At 74.0% G+C, this 21,012-nt stretch carries 21 protein-coding genes; 12 read left to right on the top strand and 9 right to left on the bottom strand.

The features are described 5' to 3' along the window. A partial coding sequence (locus IO30_RS0127060; protein ID WP_031147069.1) for an FHA domain-containing protein occupies nucleotides 1-297 on the bottom strand: 297 nt, incomplete at its 3' end. Between the two features lie 175 nt (nucleotides 298-472). Between IO30_RS0127060 and IO30_RS0127055 the strand changes: the two genes are divergently transcribed. From IO30_RS0127055 to IO30_RS40845, 5 genes are all read left to right on the top strand, one after another. After that, the gene (locus IO30_RS0127055) at nucleotides 473-1,579 is read left to right on the top strand and encodes a cation diffusion facilitator family transporter (RefSeq protein ID WP_031147067.1); all 1,107 of its coding nucleotides are present in this window, start codon (nucleotides 473-475) and stop codon (nucleotides 1,577-1,579) included. Between the two features lie 37 nt (nucleotides 1,580-1,616). Further along, nucleotides 1,617-2,096: an NUDIX hydrolase gene (locus tag IO30_RS0127050; protein WP_031147065.1), complete on the top strand. Its 480-nt coding sequence runs from the start codon at nucleotides 1,617-1,619 to the stop codon at nucleotides 2,094-2,096. Nucleotides 2,097-2,144: 48 nt separating this feature from the next. Continuing rightward, nucleotides 2,145-3,401, top strand: a complete 1,257-nt coding sequence (locus tag IO30_RS0127045; protein ID WP_031147063.1) for a Tm-1-like ATP-binding domain-containing protein — start codon at nucleotides 2,145-2,147, stop codon at nucleotides 3,399-3,401. Between the two features lie 110 nt (nucleotides 3,402-3,511). Next, entirely contained in the window at nucleotides 3,512-5,143 is a 1,632-nt protein-coding gene (locus IO30_RS0127040) for a serine/threonine-protein kinase (RefSeq protein ID WP_031147061.1), read from the top strand. Continuing rightward, nucleotides 5,140-5,739 carry a hypothetical protein gene (locus IO30_RS40845; protein ID WP_051902613.1) on the top strand — a complete coding sequence of 200 codons (600 nt, stop codon included), beginning with the start codon at nucleotides 5,140-5,142 and terminating at the stop codon, nucleotides 5,737-5,739. The genes IO30_RS0127040 and IO30_RS40845 overlap by 4 nt, the downstream gene beginning before the upstream one ends. A gap of 12 nt (nucleotides 5,740-5,751) precedes the next feature. Here IO30_RS40845 and IO30_RS0127030 read toward each other — a convergent pair whose 3' ends face one another. Further along, complete coding sequence (locus IO30_RS0127030; RefSeq protein WP_031147058.1) at nucleotides 5,752-6,084, bottom strand: DUF6191 domain-containing protein; 333 nt, start codon at nucleotides 6,082-6,084, stop codon at nucleotides 5,752-5,754. Nucleotides 6,085-6,377: 293 nt separating this feature from the next. After that, on the bottom strand, nucleotides 6,378-7,667 hold the full coding sequence (locus tag IO30_RS0127025; protein ID WP_031147056.1) for an ATP-binding protein: 1,290 nt from the start codon (nucleotides 7,665-7,667) through the stop codon (nucleotides 6,378-6,380). 231 nt (nucleotides 7,668-7,898) lie between these two features. Here IO30_RS0127025 and IO30_RS0127020 point away from each other — a divergent pair, with 231 nt between their 5' ends. Continuing rightward, nucleotides 7,899-8,687, top strand: a complete 789-nt coding sequence (locus IO30_RS0127020) for a trypsin-like serine peptidase (protein ID WP_051859080.1) — start codon at nucleotides 7,899-7,901, stop codon at nucleotides 8,685-8,687. 9 nt (nucleotides 8,688-8,696) lie between these two features. Here IO30_RS0127020 and IO30_RS0127015 read toward each other — a convergent pair whose 3' ends face one another. From IO30_RS0127015 to IO30_RS0127005, 3 genes are all read right to left on the bottom strand, one after another. Beyond that, a complete protein-coding gene (locus IO30_RS0127015; protein WP_051902611.1) occupies nucleotides 8,697-9,221 on the bottom strand; it encodes an NUDIX hydrolase in 525 nt (174 codons plus the stop codon). 36 nt (nucleotides 9,222-9,257) lie between these two features. Continuing rightward, a complete protein-coding gene (gene lnt, locus IO30_RS0127010) occupies nucleotides 9,258-10,910 on the bottom strand; it encodes an apolipoprotein N-acyltransferase (RefSeq protein ID WP_031147051.1) in 1,653 nt (550 codons plus the stop codon). 132 nt (nucleotides 10,911-11,042) lie between these two features. Next, nucleotides 11,043-11,558: a hypothetical protein gene (locus tag IO30_RS0127005; RefSeq protein WP_031147049.1), complete on the bottom strand. Its 516-nt coding sequence runs from the start codon at nucleotides 11,556-11,558 to the stop codon at nucleotides 11,043-11,045. 128 nt (nucleotides 11,559-11,686) lie between these two features. Between IO30_RS0127005 and IO30_RS0127000 the strand changes: the two genes are divergently transcribed. Then, on the top strand, nucleotides 11,687-12,169 hold the full coding sequence (locus IO30_RS0127000; protein WP_031147047.1) for a VOC family protein: 483 nt from the start codon (nucleotides 11,687-11,689) through the stop codon (nucleotides 12,167-12,169). Nucleotides 12,170-12,207: 38 nt separating this feature from the next. Here IO30_RS0127000 and IO30_RS0126995 read toward each other — a convergent pair whose 3' ends face one another. Then, complete coding sequence (locus IO30_RS0126995; protein ID WP_031147045.1) at nucleotides 12,208-13,326, bottom strand: FAD-dependent oxidoreductase; 1,119 nt, start codon at nucleotides 13,324-13,326, stop codon at nucleotides 12,208-12,210. An 89-nt stretch (nucleotides 13,327-13,415) separates the two neighbouring features. Here IO30_RS0126995 and IO30_RS0126990 point away from each other — a divergent pair, with 89 nt between their 5' ends. Together IO30_RS0126990 and IO30_RS0126985 are read left to right on the top strand one after the other, a co-directional pair. Beyond that, nucleotides 13,416-14,006 carry a TetR/AcrR family transcriptional regulator gene (locus IO30_RS0126990; RefSeq protein ID WP_031147043.1) on the top strand — a complete coding sequence of 197 codons (591 nt, stop codon included), beginning with the start codon at nucleotides 13,416-13,418 and terminating at the stop codon, nucleotides 14,004-14,006. After that, nucleotides 14,003-14,968: an ADP-ribosylglycohydrolase family protein gene (locus IO30_RS0126985; RefSeq protein ID WP_031147041.1), complete on the top strand. Its 966-nt coding sequence runs from the start codon at nucleotides 14,003-14,005 to the stop codon at nucleotides 14,966-14,968. Before IO30_RS0126990 ends, IO30_RS0126985 begins: the two co-directional genes overlap by 4 nt. Here IO30_RS0126985 and IO30_RS0126980 read toward each other — a convergent pair. Together IO30_RS0126980 and IO30_RS0126975 are read right to left on the bottom strand one after the other, a co-directional pair. Further along, entirely contained in the window at nucleotides 14,908-16,584 is a 1,677-nt protein-coding gene (locus IO30_RS0126980; RefSeq protein ID WP_051902607.1) for an ABC-F family ATP-binding cassette domain-containing protein, read from the bottom strand. The genes IO30_RS0126985 and IO30_RS0126980 overlap by 61 nt on opposite strands. A 210-nt stretch (nucleotides 16,585-16,794) precedes the next feature. Next, nucleotides 16,795-17,586 (bottom strand): glutamate racemase, encoded by a 792-nt coding sequence (locus IO30_RS0126975; protein WP_031147037.1) that lies wholly within the window; start codon nucleotides 17,584-17,586, stop codon nucleotides 16,795-16,797. A gap of 448 nt (nucleotides 17,587-18,034) precedes the next feature. Here IO30_RS0126975 and IO30_RS0126970 point away from each other — a divergent pair, with 448 nt between their 5' ends. From IO30_RS0126970 to IO30_RS0126960, 3 genes are all read left to right on the top strand, one after another. Continuing rightward, on the top strand, nucleotides 18,035-19,213 hold the full coding sequence (locus tag IO30_RS0126970; protein WP_031147035.1) for a glycosyltransferase: 1,179 nt from the start codon (nucleotides 18,035-18,037) through the stop codon (nucleotides 19,211-19,213). A 246-nt stretch (nucleotides 19,214-19,459) separates the two neighbouring features. Continuing rightward, on the top strand, nucleotides 19,460-19,969 hold the full coding sequence (locus IO30_RS0126965) for a DUF6643 family protein (RefSeq protein ID WP_031147033.1): 510 nt from the start codon (nucleotides 19,460-19,462) through the stop codon (nucleotides 19,967-19,969). Nucleotides 19,970-20,028: 59 nt separating this feature from the next. Further along, entirely contained in the window at nucleotides 20,029-20,853 is an 825-nt protein-coding gene (locus IO30_RS0126960) for an MOSC domain-containing protein (protein ID WP_031147031.1), read from the top strand. Nucleotides 20,854-21,012 lie beyond the last annotated feature (159 nt).

Here is a 21,012-nt window from a genome sequence, read left to right as displayed (position 1 = left end):
CGGGCCGTCCTCGACGCTGCCGAAGCGGAGCTCGCTGCCGGGACCCACGCTCCAGGCGTGGATGCGGTGGCCGTCGGCCCAGGTCCCGTTGGTGCTGTTCTCGTCCTCCACGGTCCAGTGGTCCCCGTCGGGGCGCAGGACCGCGTGGTGCCAGGAGACGCGGGCGTCGTCGAGGCAGATTTCGCAGAGGGGGTCGCGGCCGACGTGATAGATCCGGCCCGGACTCATCGCGGTGGAGCCCCTGTCGGTCTCCATGACGAGCTCGGGCGCGGTCGGCGCACCGGGGCGCTGGACCATGACCAGATTTTCCCACGATCTGGCCGGGGCGGCAGCGGCCGGACATCGTCGCAGGTCAGAGGCCTCTTATGGGTAATGACAACGGTCCCCGTTGCAGCCTTTGCCCATCGCGCCGCAGTGCGCTTCACTTCACGCGACGGGACCGAACAGCGGGCCGAACAGAGCAGGGGACGTCATGAGCGTGCACGACCACGCCCACGGCACGGGCCGGGTGCCGGACCACGGTCCGGACGAGCACGAGCACGGTCACGAGCCCGGCGGCCACGGTCACGAGCCCGACGGTCACGGGCCGAACGGCCACAGCCACGGGCCGGGCGGCCACAGTCACGGGGTCGCCGCGGACGCCGACCGGCGGTGGCTGGCGATCGCGCTCGGCCTGATCTGCTCGTTCATGGCCGTCGAGGTGGTCATCGGCATCATGGCCAACTCCCTGGCCCTGATCTCCGACGCGGCCCACATGCTGACCGATGCCGTCTCGATCGTCCTCGCACTGATCGCGATGCGGCTGGCCGCCCGCCCGGCGCGCGGCGGGTTCACGTACGGCCTCAAGCGGGCGGAGATACTCTCCGCCCAGGCCAACGGCCTGACCCTGCTGCTGCTCGCGGTCTGGCTGGCGTACGAGGCGGTGCGCCGGCTGATGGACCCGCCCGCGGTCGAGGGCGGCCTGGTCGTGGTGACGGCGCTCGCGGGCATCGTGGTGAACGTGGCCGCGGCCTGGTGCATCTCCCGGGCGAACCGTTCCTCCCTCGTCGTCGAGGGCGCCTACCAGCACATCCTGAACGACCTCTTCGCCTTCATCGGTACCGCCGTCGCCGGTCTGATCGTGCTCACGACGGGCTTCCGCCAGGCCGACGCGATCGCCACCCTCGTGGTGGTGCTGCTGATGGTCAAGGCGGGCTACGGCCTGGTGCGCGAGTCCGGCCGGATCCTCCTGGAGGCCGCGCCGGCCCATGTGGACCCGGACGCGGTGGGCGACCGGCTGGTCGGGCAGCCGCCGGTCACCGAGGTGCACGACCTGCACATATGGACGATCACATCCGGCCAGGCGGCGCTGTCCGCCCACGTGCTCGTGGAAGCGGAGGGCGACTGCCATGCGGTGCGCAGGGATCTGGAACAGCTGCTGGCCAAGGAGTACGGGATCACGCACACCACGCTCCAGGTGGACCACGCGCAGGACTGGCTGCTGACCGTCGGCCGCGCGGGCGAGGGCTCCGCCGACCGGGATCCGCACTGCGCGGACGCACACGGTCCGGTCCACCGGCAGGGCCCGCACGACCACTGATCACTGACCCGGGCGCGTACGGGGCATAGATGGGTCCATGACGCGCAAACGCAGTGCCGGCCTGCTCCTGTTCCGTAGGACCGGCGAGGAGCCCGGCCCCGGGGTCGAGGTCCTGCTGGGCCACATGGGCGGCCCCCTCTGGGCCGGCCGCGACACCGGCGGCTGGGCCATCCCGAAGGGCGAGTACGAGCCGGACGAGACGCCCCGGGACGCGGCGCGCCGGGAGTTCACCGAGGAGATCGGGCTGCCGCCGCCGGAGGGCGACTACCTGCCGCTGGGCGAGGTGCGGCTGGCCAGCGGGAAGCTGGTGACGATCTGGGCGGTGGAGGCGGACCTGGACCCGGCACTGATGGTGCCCGGGACCTTCTCCATGGAATGGCCGCCGCACTCCGGGGACGTACAGGAGTTCCCCGAGCTGGACCGGGTGGCCTGGTTCACCCCGCAGGTGGCCAAAACCAAGGTGATGCCACCTCAGGTCCCGTTCCTGGAAAGGCTGTTGGAACTCCTGAAGGGTTGACCCGACCTTGACTTGCCAACACACAGGACCTGCGTGGACATTACACACATGACGAACGTCGTGCTGGTGGGAACCCTGGACACCAAGGGTGTGGAGTACGGCTGGCTGCGCGAGAGGCTGCTGCGCGCCGGCGTCGAAGTGGTACTGGTCGACACAGGAATCATGGGCGAACCCCGGGTGCCCGCCGACGTGCCGCGGGAAGAAGTGGCCCGGGCAGCGGGAGCGGAACTGTCGGAACTGCGCGCGGCCGCCGACCGGGGTGCGGCCGTGACCACGATGGCGCAGGGCGCGGAAGCGACCCTGTCACGGCTGTACGCCGAAGGCCGGCTGGACGGGGTGCTCGCGATCGGCGGCAGCGGCGGTACCTCCATCGCCAGCCGGGCGATGCGGGCCCTGCCGCTGGGCGTACCCAAACTCATGGTCTCGTCCATGGCGTCCGGGGACGTGGCCCCGTACGTCGGATCCGCGGACATCACGATGATGTACAGCGTGGTGGACATCGCGGGGATCAACAGCATCTCCGAGCCGGTCCTGGCGAACGCGGTGGAGGCGGTGGCCGGCATGGCCAAGGCCCACGCCCGCGCCGCCCTGGACCTGCACCGTCCGCCCCGGCTCGGTGCCGGGTCCCGCCCGCTGATCGCGGCGAGCATGGCGGGCGTGACCACGACCGGGGTGGACGCGGCCCGGGAGCGGCTGACCGAGCTCGGCTACGAGGTGCTGGTCTTCCACGTGAGCGGAACCGGCGGCCGCACCCTGGAGACCCTGGCCGGGCAGGGCGTCTTCGCGGGGGTGCTGGACCTGACGCTCAGCGAGATCGCCGACGACCTGTGCGGGGGCATCCTCACCGCGGGCCCCGACCGGCTCACCGCCGCCGGGCGCGCCGGGATTCCGCAGGTGGTGAGCCTGGGCGCGCTGGACATGGTGAAGTTCGGCCCGTTCGAGACCCTGCCCGACCGGGCCCGCTACCGGCGGGTCCACGTGCACAACCCGTCCATCACGGTGATCCGCACGACCGAGGACGAGTGCACGGAGCTCGGCCGCCGGGTCGCCGCCAAGCTGAAGGCGTCGACCGGTCCCACGGCCGTCTGCGTCCCGCTCCGTGGACTGTCCACGCTCGGCGCGCCGGGCGGCCCCTACCATGACCCCGGCGCGGACCGGGCTCTGTTCTCGGCGCTGCGCGAAGGCTTGCGGGGCAGTGCCGCCCGGCTCTACGACTACGACACCCACATCAACGACCCGGCGTTCGGCCGGGCAGCGGCCGACCGGCTGCACGCCATGATCGGAGCGGTTTCGGCCGCCGCCTGAGACACCCCCCGCGGTCGGGAACCGGCCGTGGCGGAATCCGTGTCCCAGGGGGTGGCCGGTCGGGACCGGCCGCACTCGGGGCACGAAGTCACGGCAGGGGGGCGGGAACGATGGACGGTACGCGGACGACATGGTCGGTCCCCGGTTACACGGAGGTCAGGGAACTCGGTTCGGGGGGCAGCGGCCGCGTGGTGCTCGCCGTCCACGACGGTACGGGCACCGCGGTCGCGGTGAAGTACCTCAGCGACCGGCTGCGCGAGGACCCCGTCTTCGTGGGCGGGTTCCGGGCCGAGGCCCGTCTGCTCGGCGGGCTGAGGTCCCCGTACGTGGTGGGCCTGTACGAGTACGTGGAGGCGCCCGGCGGCGCGGCCATCGTGATGGAGCTGGTGGACGGCATCTCGCTGCGGGCGCTGCTGAAGCGTTCCGGGAAGGCCGACGCCGAGGCCGCGCTCGTGGTGCTGAAGGGTTCCCTGCTGGGGCTGGCCGCGGCGCACCGGGCCGGGGTCGTGCACCGGGACTACAAGCCGGAGAACGTGCTGGTCGCCGCGGACGGCTCGTCCAAGCTGGTGGACTTCGGCATCGCGGCGGACCACGGGGCGACACCCGGGGTGGCGGGTACGCCCGCCTACATGGCCCCCGAGCAGTGGCAGGGCCGGCCCGCCTCGCCCGCGGCGGACGTGTACGCGGCGACCGCGACCTTCTTCGAGTGCCTCACCGGGCGCAAGCCCTACGACGGGGAGAACTTCGCCGAGCTCGCGGTGCAGCACATCGAAGCGCCGGTGCCGGAGACCGAGGCGCCGGAGCCCGTGCGCCCGCTGATCCGGCGGGGACTGGCCAAGCAGCCCGAGCAGCGTCCGGAGAACGCCGAGGCCTTCGTCGCGGAGCTGGAGGGCGTGGCGCTCGCGGCGTACGGGCCCCAGTGGGAGGAGCGCGGTCAGCGCAAGCTGGCGGCGCTGGCGGCCCTGCTGCCGCTGCTGTTCCCCTCGGCGGGCGGGCCTGCGGCCGGCACCACCGACGTGGCCACGACCACGCTGAACAGCGGCTCCGGCTGGGCCCCGGGCAAGAGCGGCTGGCTGGCCGCGGGTCTCGCGCTGGTGCTGGGGACGGTGCTGCTGGTGACGACGGACGCGATCGGCGCGGCCCCGGACGGCGCCTCGGCGCTGACCGCGTTCGCCACGACGAGCCCGGCCCCGACCGGCCAGGCCTCGCCCGCCCCGGGCGCGGACCCGAGCCCTTCGGCGTCGGCGAGCCCTTCTCCGTCCGCTTCCGCCTCCCCCTCCCCGTCCCCGACCCCGTCCCCCTCCGGGACGCCGAGCCCGACGGTGACCGCCTGGCCGACGGGGAGCTGGTCGCCGACGGCGACACCCACCCCGACGCCCACTCCTACGCCCACGCCCACCCCCACGCCGACCCTGAAGGTCACGAAGGTCGACGTCTCGCTGAAGCCGGGGATCTACCGCGGCGACGCGACCGTCACGGTGGCCACCCAGGGAACCGGCCCGGTCACCGTCGTGCTGGAGTGGTACCTCGGCAGCACCCCGGGCGCCTTCACCGTGCCCGACGGCACGGACACGGTGGTGATCCCGTCCGGCTCGACGAGCGTGGTCCAGACGCACGCCTTCAGCCGGGGACGCGGCTGCTACGGCGGGGTCCGGGTCACCACCAAGCCGGCCGCCGGGAACAAGTCCGCGTCCGCCTCGCAGCAGCTGCTGCGCTGTCAGGACCAGGAGCCCCCGCGATGAGCGATCCGCGCGCCCCCGAGGGCGACGACTACAGCGCCACCGTTCTCGGCAGCCACTGGTTCACCGGACCGCCCGAGCCCGCGGAGGTGGCGCCCGACCGGGTCGAGGGGTCCGTGATGCGGTTCGGGCCCGGGGTCACCGCGGCCATGCCCGCACCGTTCCCGCTGACCGCCGCCGTCGCCCCGCCCCGGCGGCGCCGGTACGCCGGCCTGCGCCGGTACACCCTGGCCGCGGTCGTCCTGCTCGCGGTGATCGCGTACCTGGGCTGGCAGCGGCTCGGGCCCGGCATCGAGGTCCGGGACGTGGCCGTGACCACGGACACCGCGGGTCCGCCCTGCGACGCGGCGGCCGACGTGGTGGCCGTCGTACGGACCAACGGGCGCCCGGGGACCCTCACCTACCGCTGGATCCGCAGCGACGGAACGCAGTCGGACCAGCTGACCGAGCGTGTGCCGCGCGGGCAGCGCGAGGCCCGGCTGCACCTGCTGTGGACCTTCCAGGGCGCGGGGACCTACCCGGCGCGGGCCGAACTCCAGCTGCTCTCCCCCGACCGGCGCACGGCCGCCGTGGACTTCACCTACCGCTGCCGCCCGTAGCCACGGTCCGGGCTACGGTCCGGTCCGGGCAGGGGGCGCGGACGGCAGACGGATCACGGCGATCCGGCCGTCGAGGTCGACGCGGGAGCGCGGCGGTGCGCCGTCCTCCTCGTCGTCGCGCATCACGAGGGCGCTCTGGCGCTCCTTGAGCTCGTTCTGCTTGCCCGGCGAGAAGCTGGCGTGCAGCTGCTCGAAGCCGGTAGACGAGATCTGCCCCTGCCGCCCGTTCCACCGCCAGGGCAGCAGACCGGCGCGGCCCGCCCGCAGCAGCGCCAGGTCGAGGAACGCCACCGCGGTGAGCAGCAGCGCCAGCCCCGGAAGCGTCATGAAGATGACAAAGCCCATGGCCCGACATTAACCGACCCCTGCTGCAGCCGTTCAGCCGTTCGGCCGAGCCGGATCCGGCCGTCCGGCCGAAGCGCCGGTAGCCCGTCCGCTGGTTGACTCGTAAGCGTTGACGAGGGCTCAGGGTCGCCCTCAGGCACCCATGCGTGTCACGTTCCAGCCGGCGAACACCCCAACCGGAACGTGGCCGTCCCGCACGGATGCCAAGTCCGCGCGGGAGGCCCGCAGCCGCTTTGGGGAGGGGCTGCGGGCCATTCGCGTATCCGTCCCCCGCCGCAACCGGGGGACGGAGATCAGAAGCGGGCGTGCGCCGTGATGTCGGCCTCGAACTCGCCCGTCATCGCCGGCGTGACCGTCGGCCGGCACTGCCCGGCCGCCGCCAGGTAGTCCTGCGTGGTCGCGCCGAGCTGTGCGGCCGCAGCACCGCGGGCGCCCACAGCCTCCAGGTCCCGTTCGAAGGACACCTGGGCCGCGATCCGCGCCGCGTGCTCGATGTCGGCCGGGGTGAACAGCTCGGTGGCCGCCACCAGGGCCGTGACGTCGACGTCCGGCCGCCCGGCCGTGTAGCGGGACCAGATCGCGGCGCGGGCCCCTGCGTCGGGGGTCCCGATCGGGATCAGGTAGTCGAAGCGTCCGGGGCGCAGGAAGGCCGGGTCGAGGGAGCGGATGGAGTTCGTGGCACACACCAGCAGCCGCTCGTCCCCCTCCCGGAAGCCGGGTATCAGCTTCAGCAGCTCGTTCGTGACCCCGTGGATCCCGCCGGGCTGCGCGGGCTCGGTGCGCACCGGGGCGATCTCCTCGACCTCGTCGATGAAGACCAGGACCCGTTCCAGTTCGGCGATCCGGGCGAAGGCGTCGCGCAGCGCCGCCGCCAGGTTGCCCTCGTCCGCGAGGCGGGAGGGCAGCAGTTCGACGAAGGGCCAGCCCAGCCGGGAGGCGATGGCCCGGGCGAAGGTGGTCTTGCCGGTGCCGGGCGGCCCGAAGAGGGTGATGGCGCGCGGCGGCCGCACCCCGTGGGAGGCGGCCCGCTCCGGCTCGGCGAGCGGCAGCACGACCCGCCGTTCGATGAGGTCCTTCTCCTTCTCCATGCCGGCGACCTTGGCCCACAGGTCGTTGGGCAGGAACCGTCCTCCGAGGTCGTCGAGGAGGCCCGCGGCCGGTCCGTGCAGCGGCTCGGTCTTCTCGAAGTAGGCGACGGCGGGCTGCCGCGTGTACCCGGCGTTGAGGAGGCCCTCGCCGAGCAGGTCCTCCTCGGGAAGGACGTAGGCGATCCGGCCGACGCGGGCGGCGATGAGCCTTCGTTCGAGCTCGACGAGGAGGGCGCTGGCCAGGCCCCGGCCGCGCCATCCGGCGGCGATGGCGATGCGCATCACCCAGGCCCGCTCACCGGTGACGCAGGCCAGGGCCGCGCCGATCGGGACGCCCTGGTGGACGGCGACCACACAGGGCTGGCGGTCGGTGAGGGCGCTGATGCACTCGGCGAGCGAGAAGACGGACTCCTGGCCGAGCTCGGCCGTCGTGTCGATCAGATGGACCACCGCTGCGAGATCGCTCTCGCGGTAGTCGTGGATGAGCCAGTTCACCGGGTACCGCCCCTCGTTCGTGCTCCTGCGGCGAGGCTAGGCGCGGTGGTGCCCGCCGCTCACGCTCCGTCGTGCACAACAGGCGGTACGTGAACCCGCCGCGCCGTCCATAGACTGCCGCGCCCGGTCCGGGCGGCGTCGTCCGGCTTTCACACGGGGTCCACCGGATTCACAGCTGATTCATACGGAACTTTGGGCTCCGGACAAAGGTTCGGCGGGCAGGCTCGGATCATGATCCACCGCCTGCTCCCGCACCCCCGACCGGCCGGCCGCACCCGGGCCCGGGCCCGGCGGACGTCCAGGATCCTGCTGACGCTGACGGCGATGGCCGCCCTGATCAGCGTGGACCTGCCCGACGCCGCCGCGCGCCCGCCGCTGGGCGTCACCGCGCGGGCCGCGTCCGACGCCGCGGCGGACCGGGTGGGCGCCCTCTTCGCGGGCGGTCTCGACGGCGGGCACTTCTGCACCGCCTCCGTGGTGCGCAGCGACGACCGCGATGTGATCGCCACGGCCGCGCACTGCCTGGGCGATCCCGGCGGCACGGTCTTCGCGCCGGGCTACCGGGACGGCAGGGCCCCGTACGGCACCTGGAAGATCACCGGCGTGTACGTGGCCCCGGGGTGGACCGAGGGCGAGGACCCGGACGACGACATCGCCTTCGCGACGGTGGCCCCGGCCGAGGAGGGCCGGACGGGCGCCGTCGAGGACCTCGTCGGCGGGTTCCCGGTGGCCGCCGGGCAGCCGGACGACGCCACGGTGACGGTGATCGGATACCCGCGGGAGGAAGAGGCCCCGCTGCTGTGCACCAACACCACCGACCTGTTCTCGGACACCCAGCGCCGGATCGGCTGCCCGGACCTCAGCGGCGGCACCAGCGGAAGCCCCTGGCTGGTCGACGGCACGCTCGCCGGGGTGCTCGGCGGCTACGAGGGCGGGGGGACGGTGCCGGAGGTCTCGTACAGCGCGGTGCTGGGCGACCAGGCGGTGGAGCTCTACCGGGAGGCGGCCGACGAGGGCTGACGCCGGTGCTCAGCGGGGGCTGTGATCGGCGGGCTCGGAGGGCTCGGCGGGCTCGGCGGGCTCGGCGGGCAGCTCGAACCAGGTGGGTTCGTCCCGGAGCGCCTGGTGGATCCGGTCCAGCGCGAACCGCTCCAGCGGCGGCAGCGCGTCGACCTCGAACCAGGCCACTTCGAGCGATTCGTGGTCGTTCGCCCGGGCCTCGCCGCCGGTCGCCCGGCAGCGGAAGGTGATGTCCTGGAACTGGCAGACGTCGCCGTTGGGGTAGGTGATCGGGGTCAGCATCTGGACGAGGACGACCCGCTCAGGGACGCACCGCACCGCCGTCTCCTCGTACACCTCGCGCACCGCCGTCTCGGCGGGCTGCTCCCCCGGTTCCGCGATTCCGCCGATCACGGACCACCGTCCGGTGTCGGACCTGCGGCCGAGCAGCACCCGGCCCAGGTCGTCGAGCACGATGGCCGTGACGCCGGGCAGCAGGAGCAACTGGTGCCCGGCGGTGGCGCGGATGGCACGGATGAAATCGGGTGTGGTCATCCCCCGACCCTACGAGGCCCCGGGCCCGGACCGGCCTCAGGCGGCGCGGCGGGCGCGGATCCGGCGGCTCAGGACCCAGCCGAGCCCGGCAGCGGCGGCGGCCAGCAGGGCGTACTCGGGCAGCGGCCCGACGAGGGTGGCGGGGGTACGGCTGGAGCGCAGCGGGATCTCGGCGACCAGCGCGTCGGCGGTGAACAGCTCCGTCTGCTGGACGATCCTGCCGTCGGGGCGGATGACCGCGCTGACCCCGCTGGTGACGGGGACGAGGACGGTCCGGCTGTGCTCGATGGCGCGGATGCGGTCCATGGCGAGCTGCTGGTAGGTCATCTGGGACCGGCCGAAGGTGGCGTTGTTGCTGGGCACGGCGATGACCTGGGCACCGGCCTGCACGGTGGAGCGGACCGCGTCGTCGAAGGCGGCCTCGAAGCAGGTGACCATGCCGACCCGGCTGCCGGCCATGTCGAAGACGCCGGGGTCCTTGCCGGGGCCGAAGTCGCGGCGCACCCGGTCCACGTCTGAGCTGAAGAGCCGCACGACGGAGCGCATCGGGATGCGTTCGCCGAAGGGCTGGATCTTGCGCTTGTCGTAGGTCTTGGTGGGGCCCTTCACCGGGTCCCACAGGATCATCGTGTTGCGCAGCGGGCCTGATTCGGGGACCAGGACGGAGCCGATCGCCACGGGCACGCCGATGGCCTTGACCGCGGCGTCGATGGCCTCGTAGGCGTCCGCTTCGAGGTACGGGTCGAGGTCGGAGGAGTTCTCCGGCCAGACGACGAAGTCCGGCCTGCGGGCGGTCCCGGCCTTCACCTCTTCGGCGAGCTGGGTGGTCCGCAGCGCGTGGTTGTCGAGGACCTGGCGGCGCTGGGAGTTGAAGTCGAGCCCGAGGCGCGGGACGTTGCCCTGGATGACGGCGGCCACGACGGTGCCGTCCTCGGCCGCGTCGGTGACCAGCGGACGGGCGGCGAGTCCCGCCACGACCGGGGCGCCGACGGTGAGCACGGCGAGGGCGGCGGTGGCGCGGCGCGGGTGGCTGCGGGCGATACGCAGGGCCTCGTAGATCCCGAATCCGCACAGGGCCACGGCGAAGGACAGCACCGGGGTGCCGCCGAGGGCGGCCAACGGCGCGAAGATCCCGTCGGCCTGGCCGAAGGCGAGCTTGCCCCACGGGAAGCCGCCGAAGGGGGCCCGGGACCGCACCGCCTCTCCCGCGACCCACACGGCCGCGGCGAACAGCGGCCAGGCGGGGAGCCTGCTGACCAGGGCGATGCCGAGGCCGGTGAGGCCGATAAACAAGGCTTCGACGGCGGCCAGCGCCAGCCAGGGCACCGGGCCGACCTCCTCCCCGGTCCAGACGAGCAGCGGCAGCAGGAATCCCAGCCCGGCCAGGAACCCGATGCCGAAGCCGGACCGGGCGCGACGGCCGTACAGGCAGCCGGCCAGCAGGGCGAGGGCGAGGGGGGCGAGCCACCACAGCGGGCGGGGCGGGAAGCTCAGGTAGAGCAGCACCCCGGCCAGTGCGGCGAGGACGGCACGCGGCCAGAACTCCCTCCGCCTGGCCGACCGCGCGTCCTTCCGGGCAGCTGCGGCGTCTGCGGAGGCTGCGGCGTCTGCGGGTCCGGGGACCGCTCCGGTCCGGTCTGCGGGCTGCGCGGGCTCGTTACCGGCCGCGCGGGTGGCACTGCTGCTCATCTGGCGGAGTGTACGTCCCCGCGCGCCGGGACCCGGTAAGGACCTGCGGGTGTCCGCGGGTCCCCTCCGGCGTCCGTCCCGGCCAGGACGGACCCGGAGGGGACCCGAACGCGCCCCGGCGAAGGGTCGGGGTCAGCGGGCGAGCGCGCGCAGGTGGGTGCGGATGACCCGGACGGCGTTCTCGGCGTCGTCGACGGTGACGGTGAACCGCTTGCCGTCGTCGAGCTCCAGCACCAGCCCTTCACCACGCCGGACGATGATCGCGGTGCCCTTCTCGGGCCGCCAGCGGTGGCCCCAGCCGCCCCACTGCTGCGGGGTGATGCGGGGGAGGAACTCGGCGGAGGTGATCTGCGCGAGGCGGATCTTGCGTCGGGGAAGCCCTATGTGACCGCAGCGCACCTCAAGGGCCTCGGCGTCGACGGTCACGGCGACGTGGACGAAGGCGAGGGTGCCGTAGAGGATGAGCAGCCCTGCGGCGAGGCAGCCGATGACGGCCATGAGCAGCGGGATCATGCCGGCGGTCCAGGCGTTGTCCACGGCGAGTTCGATGCCGAGCGCCAGACAGGCCGCACCGGCCGCTGCGAGCAGCCACTGTGCACGGTTGGAGGCCCGGCCCGTCCAGAGCGGACCCGGGGGGTGACCGGTCATGAGTAGCAGCGTACTCACGTTCCGCATGCCTGCCACCGCCTCTCGCCCACTCGGTGCAGCGCGGTGTGCGCACGGCGCGTCTGCCCGGTGTTGACCTGAACCAAACTTGAGGTCCTACGTTCGTCCTCATGACCACTCACGAGGCAGTTCAGCCCACCCCCGAGACCCCCGAGCGCTACCGCACGGCCGTGGTGCCGCACGTCATGGTGTCCGACGCGGACGCCGCCATCGCCTTCTACGAGCAGGCCTTCGGCGCGGTCGAGGAGTTCCGGCTGGCCGCGCCGGGTGGCGGCGTCCTGCACGCGGAGATACGCATCGCCGAGGCCGTCCTGATGCTCGGGGACACCTCCGAGGGGCCCTTCGCCGCCCCTTCGGCCCTCGGCGGGACCTCGGTCGCGCTGCACGTCTTCGTACCGGACGTGGACGCGCTCACCCGGGCCGCCGTGACGGCCGGGGCCGAGGTGATCGAGGAGCCGGCGGACCGGTTCCACGGCGACCGGAGCGCCATCCTCCGCGACCCGTTCGGGCACCTGTGGGTGTTCCTGACCCACCTGGAGGAGGTCTCGCAGGAGGAACTGACGCGGCGCCTCGCGGACGCCGCGCAGGCGTAGCCGCGCACCCGCGCGTACCCGTGCGCTCACGTGCCGGGTCAGGGCCGCCGCAGGACGGGTTCTCCGCCGCCGGGGAGGAGGCGCAGGAGGGCGTCGCGCAGCCCCGGGCGGCCGGCCGTGACGAGGCGGTGCAGGCTCCGGGAGCCGAGGGCCACGCGCTGGGCGCTGCGTCGGCGCTCGGCATCGTAGGCGCGCAGGGCGGCGGGCAGCAGGGCCGGGCCCGCCGCGGCCACGGCGCGGGTCAGGGCTTCCGCATCGAGCAGGGCCGTACAGGCGCCCTGGCCCAGGTTGGGCGTCATCGCGTGGGCGGCGTCGCCGATCAGGGCGACCCGGCCGGCGGCGGTGAAGGAGGGCAGCGCCGGGTGGAGGTGGCGCATCTCGTACCGGATCCAGCCGGCGGGGTCGGTCTCGGCCAGGACGCGCGGGATCGGGTCGTGCCACCCGGCGAAGGCGGCCCGCAGCTGCGCGGCGGCGCCGTCGGCCGGTCCGGGGGCGGTGGGTGCGGTGGCAGCGGGGGCGGGAGGCGCCGGCACGGCGGCGTACCAGTTGGTGCGTCCCGGCTCCACGGGGGTCATCCCGAAGAAGCGGCCCTCGCCCCAGGTCTCGCCGTACAGCCCGGTCTCGAAGTCCGCGATGCCGATCCAGGCGACGGTGCCGACCGTCCGAGGGCGGCTCCGTTCGCCGAAGTACACGGTGCGGACGGTGCTGTTGATGCCGTCGGCGCCGACGACGAGGTCGGCGCCGAGCCCCGCGGGGTCGGTGAGGTGCTGGCCGTACGCGATCTCCACCCCGCCCAGCCCGTCGAGCCCGGCCAGCAGCGCTTCGATCAAGTAGGGCCTGGAGAGCAGGAGTTCGGGGCGCCCCGCCTTGCGCTCGATGCGTTCGAGCGGCAGCGAGGCCAGTACGGAGCCGTCGGGACGCCGGATCCGGGCCCCGCGGTACGGGACCGCGCGCGACCCCAGCGCGCCACCGAGGCCGAGCCGCTCCAGCGCGGCCTGGGCGGTGGGGTGGATCCCGAAGGCGGTTCCGTAGCGGTCGAGCGAGGCGCGGCGTTCCAGGACGGTCACCGCCCAGCCCGCACGGCGCAGCCCGATGGCGGTGGCGAGCCCGCCGACCCCTGCTCCGACGACGACGGCCGTGCCCTTCGCGCTCCCCATGACGGACCCTCGCTCCCGCGGCCACCCCGGAAATCACCACAGCCGTGTTACCACATCTGTGGTACCACGGCTGTGGTTAGGCTGGCAACGTGAATCAGGACCGGAGGGACCGGCTGCGGGACGCAGCGATCGCCGTGCTGGCTGAATCGGGCGGGCGCGGGCTGACGCACCGGGCCGTCGACGCGGCCGCGGCGGTACCCGCGGGCACGGCCAAGAACTACTTCCCCACCCGCGACGCACTGCTGCGGGGCGTGGCGGAACGCTGTCTGGAGCAGTACCGGGAGGTGGCCGCCGCGCTCGCCGGGTCAGGCCCGGGGCCCGCCGACGCCCGGCAACTGGCGGCGCTCCTCGCCGGGATGCTGCGGGACGTCGCCGGGCCCGGCCGGGTCCGCGTACTGGCCTATCTGGAACTCCAGGCGGAGGCGGCCCGGCGGCCCTGGCTGGCCGCCCTGCTCGACCCGATCGGCGCGGCGGACTTCGCTGCGTACGCGCACCTGCTGCGTTCGGCCGGGCTGCCTGCCGGACCCGGGCACGTCCGCGCCCTCACCCTCGCCCTGCACGGCGCCCTCCTCCATCTGCTGGCCGGCGCCCCCGCCACGCTGGCCGCGGCCGGCCTCGACGACCTGGAGGGCTTCGCCCGCGACCTGCTGTCCGCCGTCCTCCCGGAGGCGGCGCCGTGACCGGCCGCACCGACCGGGTCGACCGGGCCGTGGGCGCCGTACTCGGCTCGGCGGTGGGCGACGCACTCGGCGCTCCCTACGAATTCGGGCCCGCCGGGCAGTTGACCGCGCGCGGGCAGGAGATGCGCAGGGGCGGCGGCTGGGATCCGGGCGAGGCCACGGACGACACCCAGATGGCGGTCCTGGTCGGCGAGTCCCTGCTGGAGTGCGGCGGCCTCGAACTCCCGGACGTCTTCGCCCGGTTCCAGCAGTGGGCGGCGGGAGAGCCCAAGGACATCGGGCTCCAGACCGAGGACGTGCTGACGAACGGAGCGGCCTGGGACCTCGCCGCCGCACTGCACTTCCAGGTCAACCTGCGGGCCGCGGGCAACGGTTCACTGATGCGCGCCGCCACCTCGGCGGTGTACTTCGCCCCGGCCGGCCGGCAGGGCACGATGGACGCGGCCCGGCGGATCGCCGCCCTGACGCATGGCGACCGGGCGGCCTGGGAGGGCACGGCCCTGCTGCACGAGCTCGTACGGGTGGCCCTGGACGGCGCCGACCCGCTGGCCGCCCTCCCCGCGGCGCTGGACGCCGTCCATCCGGACCACCGCGAGCGCTACGGGCGGGTGCTGGCCCCCGACTGGCACCCGGACCTGGCCACCGAGTTCAACGGGGCCGTCTGGCCGTGTCTGGGGTCGGCCGTCTGGGCCCTGCGGACGACCACCGGGTTCGTACAGGCGGTCCGGGCGGCGGTGGACCTGGGCGGGGACACCGACACGGTGGCGGCGGTGACCGGAATGCTCGCCGGGGCCCGGTACGGGCAGGCCGCGGTGCCGGAGCAGTGGACGGGCCCGCTGCACGTACCGCTGCCGGGCTTCGGGGACCGCGTCCTGGACGCGGACGACCTGGCGGCGCTGGCTCAGCGGCTCGCGGAGGCGGGCTCCGCGGCTGCTGCCGGCTCGGCGGGCGCGGCCGGCTGACGCCCGGGGGCGAGCTCCAGGCGGCGGCCCCGGAAGGCCGTGCGCAGCCGCCGGTCGTGCGTGACCAGCACCAGGGTCCCCTCGAAGTGGGCCAGAGCCGCCTCCAGTTCCTCCACCACGGCCGGGGCCAGGTGGTTGGTCGGCTCGTCCAGGAGCAGCAGGTCCAGCGGCTGCGCCACCAGCCGGGCCAGTTCCAGCTTCCGGCGCTGACCCGCCGAGAGGTCGCGCACCGGCTTGGCCAAATCGCCGGGGTGGAGCAGCCCGAGGGCCGCGACCCGTTCGGCCTGCTCCTCGCCGAACGCCTCGGCCGCGCAGCGGTGTTCACGCGCCCACGGGTCGTCCTGCCGGAGCATCCCGGCCTGCGGGGTGGTGCGTACCAGGCCCTGCTCGGCCTGCACTTCACCGGCCAGCAGCTTCAGCAGGGTGCTCTTGCCTGCCCCGTTGGGGCCGGTGACCAGGAGCCGCTCGCCCGGTTCGAGCCGGAGGGAGAGCGGCGCCAGCCGCCCCGGCACGGCGGCCCCGGCCAGCTCCACCACGGGTGCGGCGCCCGCGGTGAACCGCCCGGTGAAGACGAGCGGGCGCGGCGGCGGCTGTACGGGGCGTTCGTTGAGCCGGTGGAGCCGTTCGCGGGCGGCGCGGATCCGGCCGGCCGCGCCGTGCGTACGGGAGCGGGCCCGGAAGGCACCCGCTCCGCTGAAGCCGCGCGGCATCTTCCGCGGGATTCCGGCGAAGCGCGCGATGTTGGTGTCGGCGAGCCGCTCGGCTTCGCGGACCTGCTCGCACCATTCCTCGTGCTCGCGCTCCCAGCGGGCCCGTCCGGCGGCCTTGGCGGTCAGGAAACCGGCGTAGCCGTTGCCGTAACGGCGCACCGTACGGCGGTCGGCGTCCACCTCCAGGACGGCGGTCGTGACGCGGTCGAGGAAGATCCGGTCGTGCGTGACGGCGACGACGGTGCCGCGGTGGCCTCGGAGCCGCTCCTCCAGCCAGGCGACGGCTTCGTCGTCGAGGTCGTTGGTGGGTTCGTCGAGGAGCAGCAGTTCGGGCCCGGCGGCGAGGGCCGCCGCGAGGGCGAGCCGGGAGCGCTGCCCTCCGGACAGGGTGCCGAGGCGGCGGCCGGGGTCGAGCGGGGTGCGCTCGCCGAGGTGGCGCAGGGTGGTCGCGACGCGGCGCCCGGCGTCACGGCCGCCGCGGGCCTCGTACGCGGCGAGCAGGTCCCCGTACGCGGCGAGCCCCTCGGCACCGGCCTCGTGCAGCCGGGCCTCGGCGGCGCGGATCCGGCGCTCCAACGCGCGCAGGTCTGCGAGTGCGAGGTCGATCGCGTCGCCGACGTGGGCAGTGGGCGGCAGGTCGAGGGTCTGCGCGAGGTGGCCGAGTCCGCCGGGCGCGGTGACGCTCACCTCCCCGTGGTCGGGGCGTTCGCGTCCGGCGAGCAGCCGCAGGAGGGTCGACTTCCCGGAGCCGTTGTCGCCGACGATTCCGACCCGCTCGCCGGGCCGGACCGTACAGCTGACGCGGTCCAGGACGACGCGGGTGTCGTAGCTCTTGGTGACCTCGGACAGGACGATCTGGGTGGAGGCGAGTGGAGCGCGCAAGGGCAGTTCCTCAGTCGGAGACATCGATACAGACAAGACGAGACGGGCCGTCTCGTTTGATGACAGTAAACGACCCGTGGTGACAGCGCAAGACGTTTCGTCTCGCCTTGGGAGGTGAGTCGCCGACGACGGGACTTCGGTACGACCGCTACGCAGGACGTTCAGGGCGCCGGCAGGGGCAGGCGTTCGGAACCGTGGAACACGGGCCCGGCGCCGCCGGTGCGCAGTCGGGCGTTACGCGACGACCGCGCCGCGACCCGCGAGCAGCCGGCCCTCCGCGTAACCGAGCGCTGCCGCGGGCAGCGCCTCGGTACGCCCGCTGCGCAGGACGGTCAGGGTGCCGGTGGCGGGCAGGGCGGTGGCAGACCCGGCCCCGATACGACGCAGCGCCTGCACGGCGACGGCCTCGGCGGAACCGTGGAACACGAGCCCGGTGCCGCCGGTGCGCGAGGCCAGGGCGGTGCGGATGGCGCCCGCGACCAGCTCGTAGTGCGTGCAGCCGAGCACCACGTCGGTGACGTCGGCCGGGGTCAGCTCGGCGGCCGCGGCCACCGCGGCGGCGACGGCGGCCTCGTCCGCGAACTCCACGGCTTCCGCGAGCCCGGGGCAGGGCACCTCGGTGACGGCGGCTCCGGCGGCGAAGTCACGGATGAGCCCGCGCTGGTAGGGGCTGCCGGTCGTGGCGGGGGTGGCCCAGATGGCCACGCGGCCACCGGCGGCCGCAGCCGGCTTGATCGCCGGGACGGTCCCGATCACGGGGATCGTGGGCTCCAGCTCGGCCCGCAGGGCGGGCAGGGCGTGCACGCTGGCGGTGTTGCAGGCCACGATCAACGCGTCCGGCCGGTGCGACGCGGCGGCCCTGGCGACGCCGAGCGCGCGCTCGGTGAGCGAGGCGGGGGTCCGCGGACCCCAGGGCATCCCGTCGGGGTCGGAGGAGAGGAGCAGATCGGCGTCCGGCCGCAGCCGCCGCATCGCGGCGGCCGCCGCGAGGAGGCCGATTCCGGAGTCCATGAGCGCGATCTTCACCTGGCCACCTTAGTCGAAGCCCCCACCGAAACGGCCCTCGCACACCCCACGCCACATCCCGACGCCCCCGGACCACTCGCCGGAACCCACGGACCCGCGACCCGTACCGCCGAGCGAAGTCCCAGGCGCCGAAGCACGCACCGCCGGGGCACGAGCCCAAGACCGACGGACGCAGAGCCGGGCAGGAACCCCGGGTCCGAGGCAGGCAGGCAGGGCAGGTGTCCCCGCCGGACAAGCCGCGCCCGTACACGGGCTGACGGGCTGCGGGAACGGCCAGAGGCGGACTCCGCGGACCGTCGGGCTGCGGAACCGGCGGAGGCCACCTCCGCCCCACCGGGCCGCGGGAAGCCGCCGAGGTCGGCGCAGCCCCGGCGGGTCCCGTGGACCGGCCGGGCCCCGCACGGGGTGGAGGCGCGACAGGGGGCGGGGGGAGCGGCACACTGCCGGGATGGGCCTTCTCCTCGCCGCCTGTGCGGCCTACGCCTCCCTCGCCGCCTGGCTCTGGCTCACCCTCGCCCAGGGCATGTTCTGGCGCACCGACGTCCGCCTCCCGCCCCGTACCGCCCCGGCCCGCTGGCCGTCCGTCGGGATCGTCGTGCCCGCCCGGGACGAGGCCGCGGTGCTCCCGTACAGCCTGCCCTCCCTCATCGCCCAGGACTATCCCGGCGAGGCCGAGGTGATCCTGGTCGACGACGGCAGCACGGACGGCACCGGCGAGCTCGCGCTGCGGCTGTCCCGCGAACACCCCGGGCTGTCCCTCACCGTGGTCTCCCCCGGCGATCCCGGCCCCGGCTGGACCGGGAAGCTCTGGGCCCTGCGCCACGGCATCGCCCTCGCCCGCACCGCCCACGCCGACGAACCCGACTACCTCCTCCTCACCGACGCCGACATCGCGCACGAGCCCGACAGCCTCAGCGAACTGGTCGCCGCCGCTACCTCCGCCGACCTCGACCTGGTGTCCCAGATGGCCCGGCTCCGTGCCGTCAGCCGCTGGGAGCGGCTCGTCGTACCGGCCTTCGTCTACTTCTTCGCCCAGCTCTACCCCTTCCGCCGGATCAACCGCCCCGGCTCCCGCACCGCGGCGGCCGCCGGCGGCTGCGTCCTGCTGCGCACCGCGGCCGCCGTCCGGGCGGGGGTGCCCGACTCCATCCGCCAGGCCGTCATCGACGACGTCTCGCTCGCCCGCGCGGTGCAGCGTTCGGGCGGGCGGATCTGGCTGGGGCTCGCGGAGCGGGTGGACAGCGTGCGCCCGTACCCCGCGCTCGCGGACCTGTGGCGGATGATCTCGCGCAGCGCCTACGCGCAACTGCGCCACCAGCCGCTGCTGCTGGCCGGGACGGTGGCCGGGCTGGTGCTGGTCTACCTGGTGCCGCCCGTGGCGCTCTTCGCGGGCCTTGCCGCCGGCCGCCCGGCCCTCGCGTGGGCGGGCGGCCTGGCCTGGCTGCTGATGGCCGGCACCTACCTGCCGATGGTGCGGCACTACCGGCAGCCCGCCGCGTTCGCGCTGCTGCTTCCGTTCACCGCGCTGCTGTACCTGCTGATGACGGTCGATTCCGCGGTCCAGCACTACCGGGGCCGCGGCGCCGCCTGGAAGGGCCGTACCTATGCCCGTCCCAGTGACGCCTGAAACGGCGAACTGCTGCCCGAAACAACGTCATCCGAGGTCACCGCGTTGTGACACTGCGTCAGCAACAAGTCGGTGCACCACACAACCGATGAGTACGAGTAGGAACAAGATGGGGTGGAAGTGGCGAATCGTGCACGTGAACGTCAAGTGAAAGCTGAGGTCCTGACCTGCGAATATGCAGGTCAGGAGGGTGTTGACGACACCTCGCTATGGACCCGGTGAAGTCGTGGGCTTAACTTAGGTCCCATGACCTCCCCCCGCTCCACTTATGGCGGCGGTTACTACTCCGCGCCCTCCTTCCCGGACACCCCCATCTACGACTCCCTCGTCGCCGAACGCGGCACCCCGCAGATCGCCCCGATCCGCGTCCCCGCCGCCTACGACTCCCCGAGTGCCGGGTATTCGAGCGGTGGGTACCTGCCGGCCCTCGCCTCGTCCCTGCCCGCGCTGCCCCCGGCCATGCCCCAGCAGCAGCAGGCCCCCGCCTACGGCTACCCGTACCAGCAGCAGGCCGCGCCGCAGCCGATGCCGCTCCAGCACGCGCCCGCGCCGTACATCCCGCAGCAGCAGCCGGTCGCGGCAAGGGCGGGCTACGTGCCGCAGCCCCAGCCGCAGCAGCCCCGTCCGGTCGCCGCCGGCACCGGGTACGAGGCCATGCGCCCGGCCGCGCCGCGCCCGATGCAGGCTCCGGTCCAGGGCCAGGCCCCCTCGTACGAGGACCCGTACGGCCGCCAGTACCAGGGGCGCGGCTACTGACCCAGCCGCTCGACCGAAAAGATGGGGAGGCTGTGAGGGCGGCTGGCAGTATGCCCCCCATGGCGAACATGTATGTCCAGGCGCTCCACGTGCACCCCGTCAAGTCGTTGGCGGGGACCGCCCCCGACGAGGCGGTCGTGGAGCCCTGGGGCCTGTCCGGGGACCGGCGGTGGGCGCTGGTCGACGCCGGGGGCACGGTCATCACGCAACGCCAGCAGCCGCGCCTGGCCCTGGCGACCGCACGCCCGACGGGGGACGGCGGGATCGCGGTGTCGGCGCCGGGCATGGCCGACCTGAGCGTCGCGGTGCCCGCGCCCGGCCCGCTGGAGCCGGTCGCGCTGTTCGGGAAGAAGATCGAGACGCTGGCCGCGGCGGACGCCGCCGCCGACTGGTTCAGCAGCTACCTCGGGGTGCCCGCCCGGCTCGTGCACCTGGACGACCCGGCCGTACGCCGGCCCGTCGACCCGGACTACGCGCTGCCCGGCGAGACGGTCAGCCTGGCCGACGGCTATCCGCTGCTGATCACCACCCTCGCCTCACTGGACGCCCTCAACTCGCTGATCGCACAGGGGGCCCATCCGCAGGAGGGCCCCGTTCCCATGAATCGGTTCCGGCCGAGCGTGGTGGTCTCCGGCGCCGAGGCCTGGGCCGAGGACGGCTGGGAACGCCTCGCGATCGGCGACGCGGTCTTCCGCGGGGTCCGCGAGTGCGGCCGGTGCATCGTCACCACCACCGACCAGGGCACGGCACAGCGGGGCAAGGAACCCCTGGCCACGCTGGCCCTGCACCGGCGGATCGGCCGGTCGCTGGCCTTCGGCCGGCAGCTGGTGCCGGTGCGCCTCGGTACGGTGCACGTCGGGGACGAAGTGCGCATCCTGGGATGAACGGATGACTCCGCTCGAATCCACGCAGCCGGAATGACACCTTCGAGGGCCTCTTGAAGCCGACTGGAACCAACGTGCACAGCAGCGCCGTTGAAGCATCCGAGACTGCACACTCGTGATCCATCATGGTGTGCACGCCCGGACGGTGCGGTGACCGCG

This window comes from Streptomyces xanthophaeus (genome assembly GCF_000725805.1).
GTDB classification, from domain to species: domain Bacteria; phylum Actinomycetota; class Actinomycetes; order Streptomycetales; family Streptomycetaceae; genus Streptomyces; species Streptomyces xanthophaeus.
The sequence above is the reverse complement of the archived record's forward strand: the minus strand, read 5'-3'. Positions and strand labels throughout refer to the sequence as shown.

What these genes read in the sequence shown, in the direction of transcription:
- IO30_RS0127005 (WP_031147049.1), bottom strand. Translation starts at nt 11,558, where the DNA reads ATGACCGGTCACCCCCCGGGTCCGCTCTGGACGGGCCGGGCCTCCAAC.
- IO30_RS0127055 (WP_031147067.1), top strand. Translation starts at nt 473, where the DNA reads ATGAGCGTGCACGACCACGCCCACGGCACGGGCCGGGTGCCGGACCAC.
- IO30_RS0127020 (WP_051859080.1), top strand. Translation starts at nt 7,899, where the DNA reads ATGATCCACCGCCTGCTCCCGCACCCCCGACCGGCCGGCCGCACCCGG.
- IO30_RS0126970 (WP_031147035.1), top strand. Translation starts at nt 18,035, where the DNA reads ATGGGCCTTCTCCTCGCCGCCTGTGCGGCCTACGCCTCCCTCGCCGCC.
- IO30_RS0126960 (WP_031147031.1), top strand. Translation starts at nt 20,029, where the DNA reads ATGGCGAACATGTATGTCCAGGCGCTCCACGTGCACCCCGTCAAGTCG.
- IO30_RS0127040 (WP_031147061.1), top strand. Translation starts at nt 3,512, where the DNA reads ATGGACGGTACGCGGACGACATGGTCGGTCCCCGGTTACACGGAGGTC.
- IO30_RS0126965 (WP_031147033.1), top strand. Translation starts at nt 19,460, where the DNA reads ATGACCTCCCCCCGCTCCACTTATGGCGGCGGTTACTACTCCGCGCCC.
- IO30_RS40845 (WP_051902613.1), top strand. Translation starts at nt 5,140, where the DNA reads ATGAGCGATCCGCGCGCCCCCGAGGGCGACGACTACAGCGCCACCGTT.
- IO30_RS0127015 (WP_051902611.1), bottom strand. Translation starts at nt 9,221, where the DNA reads ATGACCACACCCGATTTCATCCGTGCCATCCGCGCCACCGCCGGGCAC.
- IO30_RS0127000 (WP_031147047.1), top strand. Translation starts at nt 11,687, where the DNA reads ATGACCACTCACGAGGCAGTTCAGCCCACCCCCGAGACCCCCGAGCGC.
- IO30_RS0126980 (WP_051902607.1), bottom strand. Translation starts at nt 16,584, where the DNA reads ATGTCTCCGACTGAGGAACTGCCCTTGCGCGCTCCACTCGCCTCCACC.
- IO30_RS0126995 (WP_031147045.1), bottom strand. Translation starts at nt 13,326, where the DNA reads ATGGGGAGCGCGAAGGGCACGGCCGTCGTCGTCGGAGCAGGGGTCGGC.
- IO30_RS0127045 (WP_031147063.1), top strand. Translation starts at nt 2,145, where the DNA reads ATGACGAACGTCGTGCTGGTGGGAACCCTGGACACCAAGGGTGTGGAG.
- IO30_RS0127050 (WP_031147065.1), top strand. Translation starts at nt 1,617, where the DNA reads ATGACGCGCAAACGCAGTGCCGGCCTGCTCCTGTTCCGTAGGACCGGC.
- lnt (WP_031147051.1), bottom strand. Translation starts at nt 10,910, where the DNA reads ATGAGCAGCAGTGCCACCCGCGCGGCCGGTAACGAGCCCGCGCAGCCC.
- IO30_RS0127030 (WP_031147058.1), bottom strand. Translation starts at nt 6,084, where the DNA reads ATGGGCTTTGTCATCTTCATGACGCTTCCGGGGCTGGCGCTGCTGCTC.